General features: G+C 54.2%; 14 protein-coding genes. 8 read left to right on the top strand and 6 right to left on the bottom strand.

Annotation, left to right across the window (positions count from 1 at the left end; genetic code table 11):
• Nucleotides 1–936 precede the first annotated feature (936 nt).
• Together HME9302_RS00485 and HME9302_RS00480 are read right to left on the bottom strand one after the other, a co-directional pair.
• A complete protein-coding gene (locus HME9302_RS00485; protein ID WP_115365375.1) occupies nucleotides 937–1,764 on the bottom strand; it encodes an ImmA/IrrE family metallo-endopeptidase in 828 nt (275 codons plus the stop codon).
• Nucleotides 1,764–2,096: a helix-turn-helix domain-containing protein gene (locus HME9302_RS00480; protein ID WP_115367359.1), complete on the bottom strand. Its 333-nt coding sequence runs from the start codon at nucleotides 2,094–2,096 to the stop codon at nucleotides 1,764–1,766. Before HME9302_RS00480 ends, HME9302_RS00485 begins: the two co-directional genes overlap by 1 nt.
• Between HME9302_RS00480 and HME9302_RS00475 the strand changes: the two genes are divergently transcribed.
• Both HME9302_RS00475 and HME9302_RS00470 read left to right on the top strand, forming a co-directional pair.
• The gene (locus tag HME9302_RS00475) at nucleotides 2,095–3,531 is read left to right on the top strand and encodes a site-specific DNA-methyltransferase (protein ID WP_230079804.1); all 1,437 of its coding nucleotides are present in this window, start codon (nucleotides 2,095–2,097) and stop codon (nucleotides 3,529–3,531) included. The two genes, HME9302_RS00480 and HME9302_RS00475, sit on opposite strands and share 2 nt — an antisense overlap.
• Nucleotides 3,528–4,313 (top strand): DUF5681 domain-containing protein, encoded by a 786-nt coding sequence (locus tag HME9302_RS00470; RefSeq protein ID WP_230079803.1) that lies wholly within the window; start codon nucleotides 3,528–3,530, stop codon nucleotides 4,311–4,313. Before HME9302_RS00475 ends, HME9302_RS00470 begins: the two co-directional genes overlap by 4 nt.
• A 122-nt stretch (nucleotides 4,314–4,435) precedes the next feature.
• Here the strand turns inward: HME9302_RS00470 and HME9302_RS13470 are convergent, their stop codons facing one another.
• The 4 genes from HME9302_RS13470 to HME9302_RS00450 form a co-directional block, all read right to left on the bottom strand.
• Entirely contained in the window at nucleotides 4,436–4,570 is a 135-nt protein-coding gene (locus tag HME9302_RS13470) for a hypothetical protein (RefSeq protein ID WP_268243468.1), read from the bottom strand.
• Between the two features lie 459 nt (nucleotides 4,571–5,029).
• Nucleotides 5,030–6,340, bottom strand: coding sequence for an RHS repeat-associated core domain-containing protein (locus HME9302_RS00460; protein WP_230079802.1), 1,311 nt, complete (start codon nucleotides 6,338–6,340; stop codon nucleotides 5,030–5,032).
• A 209-nt stretch (nucleotides 6,341–6,549) separates the two neighbouring features.
• Nucleotides 6,550–10,782 carry an RHS repeat domain-containing protein gene (locus HME9302_RS00455; RefSeq protein WP_181815631.1) on the bottom strand — a complete coding sequence of 1,411 codons (4,233 nt, stop codon included), beginning with the start codon at nucleotides 10,780–10,782 and terminating at the stop codon, nucleotides 6,550–6,552.
• 171 nt (nucleotides 10,783–10,953) lie between these two features.
• On the bottom strand, nucleotides 10,954–11,175 hold the full coding sequence (locus HME9302_RS00450) for a hypothetical protein (protein ID WP_147270730.1): 222 nt from the start codon (nucleotides 11,173–11,175) through the stop codon (nucleotides 10,954–10,956).
• Nucleotides 11,176–11,963: 788 nt separating this feature from the next.
• Between HME9302_RS00450 and HME9302_RS00445 the strand changes: the two genes are divergently transcribed.
• The 6 genes from HME9302_RS00445 (at nucleotide 11,964) to HME9302_RS00420 (ending at nucleotide 19,036) form a co-directional block, all read left to right on the top strand.
• On the top strand, nucleotides 11,964–12,530 hold the full coding sequence (locus tag HME9302_RS00445) for a hypothetical protein (protein WP_181815630.1): 567 nt from the start codon (nucleotides 11,964–11,966) through the stop codon (nucleotides 12,528–12,530).
• A gap of 180 nt (nucleotides 12,531–12,710) precedes the next feature.
• Entirely contained in the window at nucleotides 12,711–14,621 is a 1,911-nt protein-coding gene (locus HME9302_RS00440; RefSeq protein ID WP_147270729.1) for a hypothetical protein, read from the top strand.
• Entirely contained in the window at nucleotides 14,618–17,377 is a 2,760-nt protein-coding gene (locus HME9302_RS00435; RefSeq protein WP_115365368.1) for an RHS repeat-associated core domain-containing protein, read from the top strand. Before HME9302_RS00440 ends, HME9302_RS00435 begins: the two co-directional genes overlap by 4 nt.
• Nucleotides 17,364–17,759 (top strand): hypothetical protein, encoded by a 396-nt coding sequence (locus HME9302_RS00430; RefSeq protein ID WP_115365367.1) that lies wholly within the window; start codon nucleotides 17,364–17,366, stop codon nucleotides 17,757–17,759. Before HME9302_RS00435 ends, HME9302_RS00430 begins: the two co-directional genes overlap by 14 nt.
• 151 nt (nucleotides 17,760–17,910) lie before the next feature.
• Nucleotides 17,911–18,798: an RHS repeat-associated core domain-containing protein gene (locus tag HME9302_RS00425; protein ID WP_230079801.1), complete on the top strand. Its 888-nt coding sequence runs from the start codon at nucleotides 17,911–17,913 to the stop codon at nucleotides 18,796–18,798.
• A complete protein-coding gene (locus HME9302_RS00420; RefSeq protein WP_115365366.1) occupies nucleotides 18,785–19,036 on the top strand; it encodes a hypothetical protein in 252 nt (83 codons plus the stop codon). Before HME9302_RS00425 ends, HME9302_RS00420 begins: the two co-directional genes overlap by 14 nt.
• Nucleotides 19,037–19,051: the final 15 nt, after the last annotated feature.

The raw sequence follows: 19,051 nt of genomic DNA, 5'->3' as shown, positions 1-19,051 counted from the left end.
AGGGTCAATTCGTCTTCCTCGCGGGGTCAAATTGAGCCAGAACGAGAAGATTGTTAGTGTCATACTCGGTGGCGGTTTTGGTATTTTCTTGGCCGTTCTGTTTTTGCTTAACAGCTGATCGTCCAACAACTTGAATGCAGGAGCTGGGTTCATGCCAGCCCCTGCATTCTTTCTAGCCAGCAGGTATCTACCGCCCGAAGGTGTCTAAAATACTGGTTTATTTTTAGAATGACTAGTAATCAGTCGATCATTTTAATCGACGCAACATTCTAGCACTTTACAAAACGGTTGGTTCGGACGAGGTGCCTGGCCCGTCAGCGCAGGCTGGGCTGAATCTTCAATTTTTTCGATGGCTCTAAGCCCCTGGCGCCTAACGCTTCACGACGGCCATCAAAATTACCAGCGCATTAATTGGCGTCATGGAAAGGCGGGAGTCTTTTGTTCTCCCTATGCTGGGCAAATGTTTGCTTATCGCAATTTCAAATCATAGCCGCGATACCGCGCATCAACGAGCAAGGATCGCGCGAACCGTGATCCCAAGGGTCGGATGACTGCCTTGCACTCCCAACACGACGCCACCGAGGCTTACATACCGAGCTAACTTCGTGAAAGGTGGGCTCCGGTCGAGCGCGCCTGTGATGATAGCAGTTTCTCTTGTAAACTGTTTGGTGCGCCACGCAGTATCGAGGGAACCTGTCTCTTCCGTAATTTCCCTGTTATTCATAGAAATACAGGGAAAACTTATATTCTTGCTACCGTTTTCACCTACGCAGTCCTTCGTCAGGCGCAGAAATCCGCTGTTATGAGAGGAATTTCCCTACTCTCATAACAGGGAATTTAATTAGACGTATCAGGGAAATGGGATCCCTTGATCAGGGATTGCAACAAACGATATCAGCGGATTTGGAAGTAAGGTCCGTCCAGCCAAATAGGCGACTATTCGTCTTCGTCCAGCTCGGCCAACAGGAGGATCATGACATACTTCTGCTGCTGTGCTACAACCTGTTCGGTAAGGAGCAACACGCGCGCAGCATCGCGTTCGCCAAGCCAGATGTCAGCGTCGATTTCCTCAGTATTTGAATACTCGCCCGGCGGGGCAATATAGTCAGCTGCAAATGACCCCTGCGGAAGTTGATCACTCTTGTTGGTCCGCAGCCACGGAAAGTCTTCGCTACGATATTGCCGCAGGATCAAACCGCCCTTTGCGATGACAACAGCGACCGGTTCACGGCTGGCATCGACCCATGCGCGCGCCATGGCTTCTTTGCTGACGTTCAAATCCCGAGCCATTGACACAATAGTTTCGAGGCAAGCTTCCTCTTGCCCCATTCGTGCACGAATTAACTTTGGCGGCATCAACAGATGCGCAGCAAACCGGTTGGCTTCAGCCTCGATGCGGCGGCGGCGATCACGATCTTTCGCGCTGACGCGATGCAGATCTTCGAGCGAACACGAAAATGGCCGATCCGGTTTCGGTCGGTGGGTCGGGATCAAAAAATGACCCAGTTCGTGAGCAATAGAGAACCGTCGCCGTTGTTGCGAGCGTCCGGATGCCAGTAGGATGGCTCCCGACGCTTTAAGCTCATCCATAATGAGAGCAGCTTCAAATCCATCAGCATTAATGTCCTCAATTGAAATAATGCCGAGCAGAGCGCAAAGTTGTTCGAGGGGCACCTCTGCCGGCATGTCGGTAATCAGTTCGTGGATCTTTGCCGCGATCACCGCTGGTGAGCCCAGTCCATCGAGATCAAGGCGACCGATCATCACGGCCGGTTCTTTGCGTCGGCGTCCTTAAGTTGGTTCATCAACACGCGGATAGTTTCCCGATCGCGCGTATCGAGTTTTTTCAGGTCGCGGAACATGGCGACCATCTCCGGTTCCTGGTCTGCAGCATTGGGATTTTCGCCAACCAGATCAGCCACACGTACCCGGAACAGGTCGGCAAACTTCACAACAAGCTCCATCGAGGGGTTGTCAGCCTGACCCTTTTCCAGATTCCAAACATGCGCCTTTGAGATGCCAACACGGTCGGCGACCTGTTGCAAGGAGAGGCGGTTGGACAGGCGTAGATCGGCAAGACGCTGCGCGAAGCTCATGAGTTTTCCGTTCACCATGGGGAGACACTATCATATGCGCCGGGTTGACAATGGCAAGCGTTCAGTTCAGTTGTACGGTAACGATCAAATCGGAAAGGATGATTCGATGTCGGGACAGGCAATACTCGAGCAGAACGTTGGCAGTCTGAAGCCGTATGCGCGCAACGCGCGAACCCACTCCATAAAGCAGGTGAAGCAGATAGCGGCATCGATCGAGCGGTTCGGCTTCACCAACCCAGTGCTGGTATCAGATGCAGGCGAAATCATTGCCGGACACGGCCGGGTTGAAGCAGCTAGGCTGCTGGGAATGAAACAAGTGCCGACGTTAGCTTTGTCGCACCTGTCGGAGGCAGAGCGCCGCGCTTACATTCTTGCCGACAATAGGCTGGCGCTGAGTGCAGGTTGGGACAAGGAAGTCCTTGCGATTGAACTGCAGGCGCTGATCGATCTGGAGTTCGATGTCGAAATTACCGGGTTCAGTCTTGCAGAGGTCGACTTGGTGTTGGACGAGGCCGCGGATGCTAATCCTGACGGTACTGACGCCCCGGAAGACGCCATACCAGATCCTTCCCCCCTCCCCATCTCACGCATGGGCGATATGTGGCAGCTGGGCCGGCACCGTTTGCTGTGCGGCGACAGCCGAAGTCTCGATGAAATGGCGAAGCTTATGAACGGCGAGAAAGCAGATCTCGTTTTCACTGATCCGCCTTACAATGTTGCCATAGATGGTAACGTCTGCGGTCTTGGCTCGGTAAAACACCGCGAGTTTGCTTTCGCTTCTGGCGAGATGAACCGGTCGCAGTTTGTGGCATTCCTGACAGATACGCTTGGCAACATGTCTCGCGTTATGCGTGATGGCGCCATTGCGTTTGTCTGCATGGACTGGCGCCATATGGGCGAACTGCTCGAAGCCGGCGAGGCTTGCTTCGCCGAGCTTAAGAATCTGGTTGTTTGGAACAAGACCAATGGCGGGATGGGCGCTTTCTATCGCTCGAAGCATGAACTCGTGTTCGTGTTCAAGAACGGGAGTGCAGCACACACCAACAGCTTTGGCTTGGGCCAGACTGGCCGCTACCGCACCAATGTATGGGATTATGCCGGCATCAGCTCGATCGGCGCCAACCGTTCCGAAGAACTGGCGATGCATCCAACGGTCAAGCCGGTCGCGCTGATTGCCGATGCGATCCGGGACTGCTCGCGTCGGGGAGAAATTACACTGGACGGGTTCGGCGGTTCGGGTTCCACGCTAATAGCGGCAGAAAAGACCGGGCGAAGCGCTCGGCTCATCGAATACGATCCCGCCTATTGCGATACGATTGTTCGGCGCTGGGAAGTTTACACTGGAAAGAAGGCTATTCTGGCTGAAACCGGTGAAAGCTTTGAGACCCTAACTGAGCATCGGGGCGTGCGCTGCATTGTGGGCATAGCAGCATGACGCGTGTGACATCCGAGGAATACGCGGTAGGCCATGGCAAGCCTCCACCCGAACACAGATTTCAGAAAGGTCGATCAGGCAACCCAAAGGGTCGTCCCAAGGGCTCCAAAAACCGGGTACCCCAGTCGCACACTTTGGAGTTCGGCACACAGCCTGCCAACCAGATGTTGATGGAAGAAGTGTACCGGCCGGTTACATTGCGTGAGGGTGACACCACGATACAGCTTCCAGCTATTCAGGCAGTGTTCCGGTCCATGAGCGTCAAGGCGGTCAAAGGCGACCGGTTCGCTCAACGCCTTATCGCCGAGCTTGTTCAGGGTATTGAGAGTGCCGATCGCGAAACGCGCACCGAACACATGAAGACTATGATGGAGTATAAGGCGGACGCTGAACGAGCCATCGAACGCGCGCCTGCTGCGGGCGAGCCAGAGCCAGCCATCATCCCGCACCCCGATGACATTTACCTCGATATGGTCACTCCCAAAGCGTATATTCTCGGCCCTCAAACAAAGGACGACAAGCGAGAGTGGGATCGTATGTTGGCTAGGCGAAATAACGCGCAGGGTGAAGTGTCGGAATTTGCCAACGCCTACCGCCGGGCCCGGAAACCCGACAAGAAAGTTTGGCTGCAGGAGCAATGGCATTTCGAACAGAAAATGTACGATATGCTCAACGATGGACTTCCTCCGCGCTATCGAACCGTTCTTAAAGACAGATCATTTGCCGATGGCGCTTCCCAAGCGGGAATGCAGAGAAAAAATGATTGGCCGAATGAACGATAACCGCCTGTTGCCTTCTTTTCGATGAGCCGAACAGCAGCGTTGCGCCCTACTTACAAGCGTTCAGACCAGAAGTCGGGAAATCGAAAACGAACATCAGAATCCAAAGGATTGCTCGTGCAGACCTAGCGCCGTGGCAGCTGGTTCGACGCGTTGTACTCGAAGATCATATCCACCCTGTTGTAGGCGGAGCGGGTGATGGCGCCGCCTGCAGCAAGTCCGGTTGTCTGATAAAGCCGGCCCACTGGATCGTAGGACATCGTCACCGCGCCGGTCTTGCAGGTCGGGAAGTGCTCTTTAAAGCGTCCTAGGAAAGCCGCTGCGTACGGTATGCCAGAAAGTCCATCACTTTTAGGCTGCGATCCGGTTAACGAGCCTGAACTGGACGAGAGAGCATACGCTTGTTCAATCGGAAGCCCTCAAAGCGGGTGCCCCGTGCGATTATGATAATCGCTTCTCTTTTCGCAACATTGGCTCCCCGCAAACCGGACATCGTTCAAGTACGCGCAAATCGAAGCCTCTCACGTGCGGAGCGATGCGCTGATCGTATATCGGTGTTCTGCAATTCTGGCATTTGATCGTAAAAATCGGGAGAGCCACAAGCACGAACGCAATCAGTGAAAAGAATGTCCGAAACGCAATATACTCGACAAACATCAAAACAATAACGACAGCTCCAATCTTCACCAGCAAGCGGGCAGCCTTAGCTGACGAAACCATCATTTGCAGCTCGGAAGGATTTGAAATGCAGTGCCGCCGCGCGCGGTCAAGTTGGCATTTGCAGTGAGGCCGCCCCCAGCACGTAACCCGCCATTTACGCCGTTATTGCGAAAATTGAATCCAGAACTGTCGATCAGTGTTACTACAACACCAGCGCGAACCGGTCCAGCAGCAACATTTGAATTTACGCCAACACTTCCAAACACAGGTGCACTTGAGACTCCTCGCCCAGTATTGCCCGTTCCTGCGACAGAGAATCCGACACCGACACCGACGTTCAATCCAGCTGAAAGCGAAATCCGGCCACTCGACGGATCAAAAGCTGCCTCTCCAGTGACGCCGCCCCCTAGGCCAGCATAGCCCCCAGCGGAGACACCGCCGCCAAATGAAGGCAGGGAGCAATAGGCATTTTTCAGATCATCCAGCAGTCCATTTTGCGGCGAAACGACGATTGGGATATCGGGTGGCCCCGAAGATCCGCCGCCACCCGCAAAAAATAGCCCACCACCACCTCCGCCGCCACCAGCCCTCATTCCGCCCGCTACGATTCCACCGCTCGATGAACGACCACATTCTTTTTTAACTTGCTTCGGCGTGTAGTGATCGGGAACGAAGATTTCGTCGCCATTGGAACACTTCACTTTTTTTGTTCCAGTCGGATCGACGAAGTTCACCGGATCATTCCCGACATAGGCATACATGTTTATGCCGTCGCTATAACCGATGGGATCGGTCTGCATGAACCTTCCGAGGGTGGGGGAGTAGAACCGGGCCTTGTAGTAATACAGACCAGCCTCTGGGATGAACGTCTGGCCGGTATACTGGAACCGGCCGATATTGTCCGCATCGGGTATGCCATACTTGTCATAGGCGTTGATCCCTATCGCTCCACCGGAAGCGTTCGATATCGCCACAATGCTGCCGCGTTCGTCCGCATGGAGGTAGCGGCGGTCGGTCGTGCCGGCGCCCTCATACCACACAATCGGGTTGTCTACACCAGGGCCGTGAACGTAGCGCCACTGCAGTTGGTTCGCAGCGTTGTACTCGCCGATGATATCCACCCCGTCATAGGCGAAGCGGGTGATCGTTCCGCCTGCGGCAAGCCCGCTCGTCTGATACAGCCGGCCCACAGGATCGTAGGACATCGCCACCGCGCCCGCCTTGCCGGTCAGGAAGTTCTCGCTCGAATAGGTAAACCCGTCGCTACCCGACGAGGTGAGGTTGCCGCGCGCATCATAGCCCAGCGGCACCGCACCCGATTGCGTTAGCTGGTTCAGGCCGTTCACGCTGTAGGGACGATCGACATTCACTAGATTGTTGCAATTAGGACCGCGCTACTATTGTCAACAGGCCCTGAAGTAGATTTAAATGGAAATAAAACCTTTATTCACCACTCAGAAAATTCGAAAGCCAAATATAGAAAAAATAACAAAAAAATTAGCAACAAAAATAAAATAGTAAAAATAATACCGAAAAATTTCGATTTATTATCTAAATACGACATAATATCTTGACCCAATTATTCAGTTTTAATCTGTAGGCATCCTGCTGCCAACGCGACATCGAAAGCTACGGATACGGACGTCCCACTGAGTAAGGGATCCTGTGCCATAGAAACACCGACGAAATTATTAAATGTGTCCATTTGCTGATCGGGTTTGGGATTACCTCCTATGACCTCAATTGCATTTAGAATTTGGGTTGCGCTTGCTGGACCACTCATACGGCTCATCGAAAAGGCGAGATGGAAGTGCCTACTAGCATCACGAACATTGCTCGCGGTCGGTAAATTTGGATATCGCTTTGCTGAAAAATCATTAGCTGCAGATTCGAATATGTCTAAAGCAAATCCAAGGCCCGACTTTCCAGCGACGATGCCTGCTCCGGCTAACGTACCTATAGACCCTACTGGACGATCTATAGGCGGCTTTGGACAGCGGAATATGTTCTTGGCACCACCGCCCTCATCGGAGATACGTCGCCCGGTAACCGTTATCATACCCAACTGACCGTCATCTTCACATTTTCCAATGCCTTGAGTGTAGAAAGCGAAAGGTTCGTTAGGTTGGCCAACTCCATCTTTGTTTTTATCCCAAACCCATTTGGTTCTCACCCCAGGAGTACAAGTCGTTTCTAGCCCAGTCGGATCGACAAAGTTCACCGGATCATTCCCGACATAGGCATACATGTTCATGCCATCGCCATAGCCGATGGGGTCGGTCTGCATGAACCGGCCCAGCGTGGGGGAGTAGAACCGGGCCTTGTAGTAATACAGGCCCGCCTCGGGGATAAATGTCTGGCCGGTATACTGGAACCGGCCGATATTGTCCGCGTCGGGTATGCCATACTCATCATAGGCGTTCGCTCCTATCAGTCCGCCCATACCGTTCGACGCAGCGATGATACTGCCGCGCTCGTCTGCATGGAGGTAGCGGCGGTCGGCCGTGCCAGCGCCCTCATACCACACAATCGGGTTGTCTACACCTGGACCGTGAACGTAGCGCCGCTGCAGCTGGTTCGCAGCGTTGTACTCGCCGATCATATCCACCCCGTCATAGGCGAAGCGGTTGATCGCCCCGCCTGCGGCAAGCCCGCTCGTCTGATACAGCCGTCCCACGGGATCGTAGGACATCGTTACCGCGCCAGTCTTGCCGGTCAGGAAGTTCTCGCTCGAATAGGTGAACCCGTCGCTGCCCGATGAGGTCAGGTTGCCGCGCGCGTCGTAGCCCAGCGGCACCGGCCCCGATTGCGTCAGCTGGTTTAGCCCGTTCACGCTGTAAGGACGATCGACGTTCACCAGACCGCCGAACGCGTAAGCATCGTTGGACTGCGTAACCTGAGCGATCTGTCCGGCAGGATTGTAGGCAAGGCTGCGCGTGTTGTCTGCCGCGGTGCCAGCAAGGTTCGTGGCGAGCGAGGTCAGCTGGCCCAGCGGATCGAACGTCAGGTTTTGCGTGGTGCCATTACCGCTCGTTACTGTGGTGGGCTGCCCATGAAGGTCATAGGCGTAGGTCGCCAGTGCCAGCCCGCCGTTTTCGCGGATCGCCTTCACCGATCCATCGACATGGTAGTCATAGGTGACGAAGAACCCGTCCGGCCACGTCATCCGCGTGCGGCGACCGGCCGTGTCATACTGGTAACTGACCGTGCCGAAAGGTCCGGCCTGGCTGGTGTTCCTGCCAAGCGCGTCATGCGCGAAGCTCAAAGTCTGACCGTTCTGCACGGCGCTCGTAAGGCGCCCGACGAGATCGTAACTATAGGATGCGTCCGGTTCTGTGCTAGGCAGGTTTTTCGATATCAAGCGATTGAGTGCGTCGTAACTATACGCGATCGACTGCCCATCCCGCACCCGGCGCGCGGTGACATTGCTGGCAGCATCGTAAGTCAGCTGTTCGTAATCCGACGGGTTCGAGTAGTTCTTCGTCGTCTTGTGCGGATAGCGGGTCTGCAGCAGCCGGTCGTGCCCGTCATAGATATAGGTCGTACGGTTACTTTCCCCGTCGGTCAGCGTTTCGGTCGGTCCGTTGGGGCGGAAAGTGGCCACATATTCGTTCGACACGGCGGGGCTGCCGACCCCACTTTCCACGCGCACGATTCGGTCGTCACCATCGTAGTACCGCCGGGTGATGCGATCGGGTCCGTTCGTCCCCTGCGTGGTCATGGTACAGGCGGATGCGGGGAGCGAACCCCAGGTGGCTGAATTCATCCGGATGGCCGAGCAGGTCAGGCGGTTCTGCGTATCGTAGCTGTTCTGGGTCAGTTGGTAGACCACTCCACCGGCCAGCAATTTCTGGACCGTTAAATTACCCTTGGAATCGTAGACATTCTCGATCACCTGCCGCACGGTCATGGCGTTCAGAGCGGCTTCGGTAATTCCGGTCGCCGTGCCGAACTCGCCCTTCAGCAGGTTGTTGCCCGCGTCGTAGGTGTAGCGCGCCGCACCGCGCCTGATAGCGCCGGCACCGTCCGGGTCAGGTCCGATAATACCCCGGCGGCGATCGAGACCGTCGTAGAAATAGTAAGTGGTGTCGTCCGGACCCGGCAGCGGGCCGTCCTCGCTCTTGAGATTATCGCGCACGTCGTAGGCAAATGTCGTCGTCGAGCTAATCGCGTTATTGCCGGACGATGTGGTGACACTACTCGGCAGCAAGTTGGGTGTGTTGTAAGCGACCGCCACGCGCTGCTCATTCGCGCTACCCGCGCAGCTTGCTGCGGTGGTGCAGGTGCGGATGAGGGCCGTTTTCCATTGCGGGAGACCCTGATTAACGAGGTTGCCGTTCGAATCTTTTCTTTTCGCATACAGCGACGTGTACGCAATATCGGTCGTGGGGCGTGGTTGCCCTGGTGCCGGCGCAGGACGTTGAATACGTGTCACAAGCCCGTTCGAAGCATCGTAGGTAAAATCGGTCCGGTTACCGCGCTCATCGATAATGTAGTTGGGCTTGTTACACTTAAGTGCGTTGAGGCAAGAGGCGTCGTAATTGGCGCTGGAGGCAATATTCGCCACACCAGAGCCCGGTTTGCCCACTCGCGTTGTGCTGGTGACGTTGCCGCGCGGATCGCGAGTGAACTGGACGTAGTTACCCTCTGGAAAGGTGGTCCGCATCAGCCGTAGCTGGGTATCGTAGACATTGGTCGTTATATTGCCGCTCGCATCTTTCTCGCTTACCGGCCGACCAGTTGTCGGGTTGGATATGACCTGTCCGTCCGAACCATCCGGGTCGGTCATATCGACAACTGTATTACCGCCGCTCGTGTCCCAACTGTATGATTTCGTCTCGCCATCATCGCTGATCGACACGACACGGTTCAATGCGTCGCGCGTGATGACGAGAGTGTCGGTGGTCCGACCGGGCTTGCGCACAGAGGTGCTGCTTGCATTTTCCGTGATACGCCAATTACCCGAAACGCTGTTGTTGATTTCCAGAACGTTCGATGCTGGACGAGCGTAAGTCACCTTTGGCCAATGTGCGCCAACCGGAGCGCAGCCGAACGAGGCACAATTTTCCTCCGACGTATCGACGAACGTCACCGACTTTCGATTGAACCAGGTTGGCGGGGGAAATCCTCCGTTGAAGGAGGATTGGTCCGATTCGAACTCAATAATCATGCCATAGCTTGCGTTGCTAATCACAGAGGTCATTCGGAATGGGGCGACGCATTGGTAGCTTCCGCTATCGCCCCCACCGAACGGATCTTCAGATCCACTCGGAGAGCTTGGATCGTAAACACCGCGACCGGGCATTCCAGGTAACGCCGGACTACCACCCGACGAACAAGTCAGCGGCACCTCCCATGTCAAGGTATAGATAATACCCGATGGGCGCTTTACCTCAACAGGCAGCCCGCAAATGTCGCCATTGGAACAGCCCGGCCCTCCATATTCGGCGCTAGGGTCTGTCGGACCGAACACCAAACTTTCCGGCGTCCTATAAACAATGCGCGTGCCGTCAGATGCCGTGTAAGTCCAACCTTCGGCATCGTTCGAAAGGGATCCGCCATTAGCTTTGACCGAAACCCATGCGCCATTTTGCGTTGTGAACTTCTCGGCAATCTTGCCAAGGCTGATGGTTGCGGTTTGCTGACCACCGCTGGCGGTAATCTTGATCGTTCCAGACCAATTGTCCCGCAAACCGCTTTGGCCATAATACCGAACCAGGGCGACACCGCCGTCTTGCGGGCCGATCTGACCTTCGACGATATCTAGATGGTATTTACCCGTTACAAGATCGACGCCATGTTCTTCGGTCATGACGTAAGCGTCAGGGGTAGAAGCCTCGGATTGAGCATAGGCGGGAACTGCCAAACCAAGCGCCAGAAAAGTCGAACAGAAAAGCGAAGCTCTGATTGCTCGCCTCACTGAACACCCGCGTGTTTCAAACAGCATGACCTACCCCCCTTATGATAACTTTATATCGTTGGCTCAGCTTGGAGCGTTTGTGGTTTTCACCCGCTTCCGGTTATTGGCTTTATCGATTTCGTATTCGGTTTTGGCTTGGTCGTTCGCCGTTCCGGAACGTTCGACTTTTACGAGTCGCCCTTTCGCATCGTAGGTGTATTTTACCGTCTCGGCCGCGCTTAATGGTAAGGAACCCAATACGAGCAGTCCGGCATACAAGGCATGACAAGAAGATTTCAGCTTCACGAGCAAACTCCTTTGGTCTAGAAATTCATCGTAACTCTCAATAAGTCAACAACATTCTGCAACCTCAAGACTTTTCCGTAACTCGGACATATATCTTAGGCTACATTGCCGCGAACATCACTTTAGCACAGGCTTAGCGATAGCGCCTTTTGTGCTACTAGTTTGGTGAACTATGTTGTACTATCTAATAGCCCTGTTCTATTGAACAACGAAAAGCGTCGTTTCGCCTCTGTAAGCGATGAAATGCCCGGTCTGACTGACGCTGCTTTCGTTTGTAAAAGTGTTCATCCGCAGATTGTCTCAAACTACGCGGTCAGAAATATACGGCAGTTCCCGAACCGGCTCGCGTCAGCCAGCAGATAGGATGAGCGTCACCACCTGACAAATAAGTAGCGGCTAATGATGAAGGCAAGTGGCGGCCAAGAAGCCGTCAAGCAGAACCCCTATACGCATTTAGGTACGCTTCTCATATCAGATCCGCGTAGTAAAGACCTTTGACTTATTCAGAAACCACCCAGACTATTCCCGCGGCTCGTGCAAAGGTTTTTTATATTTCTTACTCAAACAACTCTACAGGCAAAGTAGATTATCACGGCACCCCAACTCCGCTGGCCCTCAGTGCTAAACTGCTGAAGGGATTTACGCCACCAACATGGGCGGTTCCGTAGCTTCTGCTGGATCTTGTGGAAAAGAAATATAGGGCTTTCAATTTCAATGTACATCAAGATAGAAGGTCTATGGATTCGGTTCAATTTATACCCTGCGATAGCTACGGATGGTACAGTCGGATGAAAAAGTTAACCATTTTCTTTATTGTTGGGCTGAGCGCAGTCTCGGTTGCTCAAGCGCAGGAAACAAAAAATTATACGTATGATGCGCTAGGGCGACTAATTTTCGTCAAGAAAACTGCACCTTCCCGGATCGACCTCACATCCAACTACGTTTATGATAAAGCTGGCAATCGTAAACGCGTGATTGTCTGTGGTTCTAAAGGAGTACCATCCGAAGGGACCATCCACATTGGTTCCGCATCCACATTATACGTGAATGACGCATTGGTCTCTCCCAACGGTAAATATCAACTTCACCTACAGCTCGACGGACATTTAGTTTTATATAATTCCAGTAGGCCGGCGATATGGTATAATGGGGTTTCCGGCACTCATATATGCCGGATGAGCATGCAGGCGGACGGTAACTTGGTTGTTTACGACAATAAGGGCGCTGCGGCTTGGCATACTTCTACGTACGGCAATGGGCCAAGCCGACTGGTGTTGCAGGACGACGGCAATCTCGTAATATATCGATTAAGCGATAATATGGTTACTTGGCACACGGCAACAACTGGAATGTAAGACACTGAATGCTTTTTGCTTTAGGTTAAGTCGTATGTACCGCGCAAATCTGTTAGTTAGAAAGGCTGTTTCGGACAAATAATTAGGATTGCAAATTAACGATCAAAAATGGTCTGCGGCCCTGAGGGTTGAAGAGGTTGGCTGTTAGATGTTTGGGGTCTTGCAAACGGGGGTGTATTTGTGAAGTTTTCGGTTGCCGTAATGGCTACTTTAGTCCTGGCTCCGTTGAGCTCTGCCAGTGCAGCCCAAGAGGGCGGCGGTTCGATTGCACCGCCTCCTGAAAACTGGTCGATTGCTGGCGGCAATGTCGATCTTCGTACCGGGTCTTATGTCTATAGCCAAACCGATTTGTCGCTTGGCGGCGCAGGCGGGCTTTCACTCGATCGGATCGTTAGCACAGGGCTGAAAGGCTATCAGGATGCGTTTGGGAGCTTTGCCCACAATTGGGATATTTTTGCCACTTATAAACAGCACTATTCTGGCGACATGGGCAATCCTGACATCTCCGACCGATTGATGATTTGGCGCGGCGGGCGCCCGGAAACCTTTGAGCACATGGGGCCCGCCGGCACTCAAAGCTACGTCGAGATTTCTCGTGCAAGCGGAGGCCGGATTACCGCCTACTCGCCCTTACAGTATACGGCAGCTGACGGAACGGTGATTACCTTTGGGAACGGCGGTTGCACATTTGATTATGGAACTTGTCATTATGCGTCCCAAGTGCAGAACCCGGACGGAACGCGCATTACCCTTAGTTATGATACCGCACCGTCGGGAACGCAGAACAGTAAGCGTTTGCGTCGAATAACGAGCAATCGCGGCTATACGATTGTGCTGGAATACACGGCGCAAAATGCGCGTAATGTGATCAGGAAGGCGTGCATTTACAATCTGGCGGTTGCAGCAGCACCATCTAACAACATTTGCGATACGGCGGCAGCGCGAACGACCAGCTACACTTACACCTATTTCAACAACCGAGTGCGCATGACTAGTGCGACCGATGCGTCCGGCAAGGTTTGGCAATTCAGCCATGTGATGTCGGGAGAAAATGTTGTTCAAGGCTTTCGCAGGCCGGGCGAAAGTGTGGACTGGCTGACCAATACGATCGCCAATGAGAAAACGCCAATTTACGGTGAAAATGGAGCTGTTATTCGGCAGGATCATCCTGATGGCTCATTTTTCAATTATACATATTTCTTGATGCCTCAATCTGCTCATGGCGAAAATCAGATTGAACCACGGCCTATTACTGGAGGTCGTTATACTGATGCGAATGGTACCGCCTTTTCTGCGACTCATGAATTCCCGCTAGTTCCTTTGCAATGGAATGAAGCCCTTAGCGGACCAACGCCTTGGGTTTGGGTTAATGAACTTCAATATCAAATGACCCCAGGCCCTGCATGGGTTACTGCTTCCAACGGTCAAACAATCACCAATGATTATTGCGACCGTGTGGCTCTCCAGACTTACCCCGATGAGTGCTATGTGACATGGCTGCAGAAACAGACCGACCCTGAGGGAAATTGGCGCGAGTATTATTATCTTGGGCGCCCGAAGCGGGTTACCAGGGTTGAGCATCATCCAAAACCGAACTCCACGGAAGCTGTTCGAGTAGAGACCGCCGTTTATGGATGCTCTGCTGCGCCATGCAAAGCGAGCCCAACGCGAATCACAGACGCGAAGGGTGCACAGACGGACTATACATACGATCTTACGCATGGCGGGGTTCTGACCAAGACGGCGCCTGCTGATGCGTCGGGGGTGAGGCCGCAAACTCGCTATACTTATGCGCAGCGCCATGCGCGCGATGCTAGCGGCGCCGCGCTAAGCCCACCTGTCTGGGTGCTCGCAAGCGAGAGTTATTGCCGCACAAGTAGTGCTTCGGGCAATGGTTGTGCTGCGGGCGCAAGTGATCAGGTTGTAACCGTTTATGATTACGGGCCGACCAGCGGACCCAACAACCTCTGGCTGCGCGGCACTGCGGTGACCGCAGACGGTCAGACGCTGCGAACCTGCTTTGGTTACGATGCGTTTGGCCAGAAAATCAGCGAGACCCAGCCCAAAGGCAATGCGGGAAGCTGCTCATGAGCCGCGCGATAACACGGAGTGCGTTTCCAGCGGCCCTTGCCCTAATGATGGGCGGCACCGTTGTTCTACCCGCCGTTGTAGCGCAGGCGCAGACTTCGCCATCGGCTTATACGAGCGCAACGCGGTATGATGCGATGGGCCGGGTAACTGGCACGATCGCACCCGATCCCGATGGATCTGGGCCGCTGAGATATGCAGCTACCCGAACGACTTATGACGATGCCGGCCGCCCTACAAAGGTCGAAACCGGCGAGTTGTTGAGTTGGAAGTCTCATACGGTCGCACCGAAGGACTGGGGCGCGTCGTTTGCGGTGCTATCCAGCTCGGTTACCACTTATGATGCGCTGGGCCGAAAGCTTACCGAACGGGCGATTGGCTCGGACGGTGTCCCGGTTGGTCTAACCCAATACAGCTACGACACTGTTGGCCGGCTCGAATGCACTGCGCTGCGGCTGAACCCCGCGGTTTATGGCTCGCTGCCTGCAAACGCCTGCACTTTGGGAACAGCGGATGCGTTTGGTCCGGACCGTATCACGCGCAATGTGTATGACGCCTATGGTCAGCTTTTGCAGGTTCGAAAGGCTGTGGGGACGACCCTGGAAAACGCCGATGTGACCTACAGCTATACGCAAAACGGGCAGCAATCCGAAATCGTAGATGCGAATGGCAATCGCGCGCGTTTTGAATATGACGGGTTCGACCGGCAGACCAAATGGCTGTTTCCATCCAAAACCAGACCTGCAGCGTTCAACGATGCGTCACCTGCATCCGTCATGTCGAGTGCGGGTGCGGTCAACACCGCAGACTTCGAGCAGTATGGCTATGATCCCAACGGCAACCGCACCAGCCTGAGAAAGCGCGATGGATCGGTGCTGACCTATCAATATGATGCGCTGAACCGGATGACTCGCAAAACGGTGCCAGCGCGCAGTGGGCTGACCTCTACGCATACTCAGGACGTGTTCTACGGCTATGATTTGCAAGGGCTGTCTACTTCTGCCCGGTTTGGTTGGGCAGGCGGCGCTGGTATCCTAAACACCTATGACGGCTTCGGGCGGTTGACCAGCGCGACCAGTTCGGTCAGCGGTTCCACCAAGACCCTGGCGTTCCAGTACGATGCCAATGGCAATCGCACTAGGCTTACTCATCCTGACGGGGCATTTTTCACTTACGAGTATGATGGCCTGAACAGGGCAACGCAGCTGCGCAACGGTGCCGGCGATGCCTTGCTTGCCCCGGTATATCATCGGCGCGGGGGGATGAGTCGTTTGAACCGGCGCGATAGCGCGCTGGATACGGTTTACGGTTATGACCCGGTCGGGCGGCTGGCATCGCTCGCGATTGCCAATGGCACCTCTTCTTCCGATGTCACCTGGACCTTCACGCGCAATCCTGCCTCGCAGATCGCAACCGAGACCCGCAGCAATGACAGCTATCGCTGGACCGGTCACGCGAATGTCAACCGCAGCTATACGACCAACGGCCTGAACCAGTATACTGCAGCGGGCAGCGCCAGCTTCTGCTACGACGCGAACGGCAATCTCACCGCCGATGGCACGTCGCTCTATCTCTACGACATTGAGAACCGTCTGGTGGAAAAGCGCGCGCAGACCAATACGAACTGCGCCGCGCTGAGCTATGCCGGTGCGCTCCAAGCAGAACTGCGCTACGATCCGCTTGGGCGGCTGTATTACACATATGATCCGGTGGTGGGCGGCAATCATGTAACCACTTACCTCCACGATGGCGATGCGATGGTCGGTGAGTACGCGTGGAACAACGCGCTTAAGCAGCGCCATATTCACGGCACTAATGCCGATGCCGATGATGCGTTGATGTCGTTCGCAGGTGCCGACATCTCGCGCGGCAATGTCCGGTTCCTCTACGCCGATGCGCGCGGCTCCATCGTGCTGAGCACGAAACAGTTCGCCAGCGATCCCCGGATCAACACCTATGACGAATACGGCATTCCAGGCGCGGGTAACCAAGGCCGGTTCCAGTACACCGGTCAGGCCTGGCTGGAAGAACTGGGAATGTACTACTACAAGGCCCGCATCTACTCGCCGACGCTCGGCAGGTTCCTCCAGACCGATCCCATTGGGTATGAGGACCAGTTCAATCTTTATGCTTATGTCGGGAACGATCCGGTTAATAACGTGGACCCTGAGGGCGAGCGACGCATTCGAAACTGGATCAACCAAATTCGAAGCTCCCCGCATAATGCTCGGGCAAAGGCGGCTCGAAATGAATTGCGATCAATCGTACCCAACTATCGGGATCGCGCTTCAGCATCCTCGACTACTCCCTCAGTCGAAGGAGCGCGCAACAGAGCGGATGGCTACCAAGCTGAATTGAACCATGTTCGCGCAATCGGCACAGGTGCATTTCAAGGCAGAAGCGTCGTTGGTGAAGGTGGTTTCAACTCACAAATCGGCAGAGTCCAAAACATATTTTCGGGGGTGAGATATGAGAACCCGATCAACAACGGTTATAATTTCAGCGGCTCAGGCGGTCGCGAGGCAGCCAACCGTGCTTTTGATTCGATCGGTTTGACTAACGTTCGCTCCATTCAGAATGGGGCTGGTCGGCATGGGTTATTCTCACTCGGCAATGGCGGAGAGGTGAATGTCACAGCTCGACAGGGAGGCACTCGGGCTGATCCTTACTACCGGCTCGAAGTTCGCATAACGACCACTCGACTGGGTTCGAGGATTAAAGACACGACAACATTCAAGGTACGATATGAAAACGAATAGGATTGAATTCTCGGTTCCTGAGCACGTTTCGGCGCGATTTCGGACAATCGGAAATTCGACTATTAAAACTGCAGAAGACGATGGCTTTCGGTCTTCCCAATGGCAGTTTGAGGAAGACCTCTCGGCACAGAGTGGGATTATCGACGTATTCCTTCGCTCAATTTCGCCTGGTCAAAAGGTCTACTTCATAAACTTGAATGAGGCCGACAGGTCAGGGGAAGAAAACGTCATGTCCGATGATTTCTTAATTCCGTATTCTGAAAGTGGCTTCCGCGAGGTCTTTGAGGATTCCATATTTGCAGCGATGCGTATCATTTCACCTGAAGAAGGCACCTCGCTTGTGGCAAGTTTTATGGATTGGGGCATGTTGGTGCATCGGTAACAAGCTTTGATCTCGATCCCTTTCTCCAGCCATGTGGTTCTTTGAGCGATCCGGCCAAGTGATCGGATCGGGCCTCGCAATTTGGGAAGCCTTAGGGGGCACTCCGAACTCAGCTCCTGCTATTGATGAAGAGAAATTAGATTAGCAAGTTATGGTTGACTACCTCTACGATGGCGATGCGATGGTCGGTGAGTATGCCTGGAACAACGTGCTTAAGCAGCGCCATGTTCACGGCACTAATGCCGATGCCGACGATGCGCTGATGTCGTTCGCAGGCACCGACACCTCGCACGGCAATGTCCGGTTCCTGTATGCCAATGCGCGCGGCTCCATCGTGCTGAGCGCGAAGCAGTTTGCCAGCGACCCCCGGATCAACACCTATGACGAATACGGCATTCCGGGCGCGGGTAACCAAGGCCGGTTCCAGTACACCGGGCAGGCATGGCTGGAAGAGCTGGGAATGTACTACTACAAGGCCCGCATCTACTCACCGACGCTCGGCAGGTTCCTCCAGACCGACCCCATCGGGTATGAGGACCAGCTTAACCTCTATGCCTATGTTGGAAATGATCCGGTAAATAACGTTGATCCCACCGGCGAAATTCTAAAAGAGGTTGGGGGATTCATTGTCGGAGCAGGAGCTGAGGTTGCCTACCAGACGCTCGTGGAAGGCAAAGAGCTAGATGATGTTGATATTGGAGACGTGCTCGTAGCAGGCGTAGCGACTGGAGCTGGCTATGGTGCTGTCAAACAAGCTGGCAAGGCCTACAAAGCGTATAAGGCCTATAAGGGCACGAAGAAGGGCACCAAAGCCGCAAAGAAATACACCCAGAACAAAACGAGGGAAGGTAGCCAGCGCAAGATCAAAAATGCCAAGTTCAGAGAGCGCAAGGCGAAGGAGCGATCAAAGGCAGCCGCGAAGGATGCAGCAAAAGCTGCTGGCACAGCAGCCGGTTCAGTAGCGGGTGCGAAAGCCGCCAAAGAGGGATCACCTGAGGTTACCCCGAGAGATTTGAAGGAACGAGATGAGCGACGATAGAACTGAGAGCCACGAATTTGCGAATGAGCTTGCTGTCTCATTCCTGCAAGGCCTAGGTTCGTCGTTCGTCAAATTTTTTGCCGTGGTCACCTATATCCTTTATTTCCTCAGAACCTTCGTTCCTGGGGCATCGGGAGGGATGGTCTGGCTGGTGCTTTTGCTCTCTACCGCTGGGCTTTGGTGGGCAATCGATTTTGCTATGCAGTTCTTAGCGAAAAAGCTCCGGCCAAGCCCGTAGGCATAGCCAGTCCTC

Origin of the sequence: Alteripontixanthobacter maritimus (genome assembly GCF_003340475.1) — a bacterium.
Classification (GTDB): Bacteria; Pseudomonadota; Alphaproteobacteria; order Sphingomonadales; family Sphingomonadaceae; genus Alteripontixanthobacter; species Alteripontixanthobacter maritimus.
This window is presented reverse-complemented; position numbering and strand designations above follow the sequence as displayed.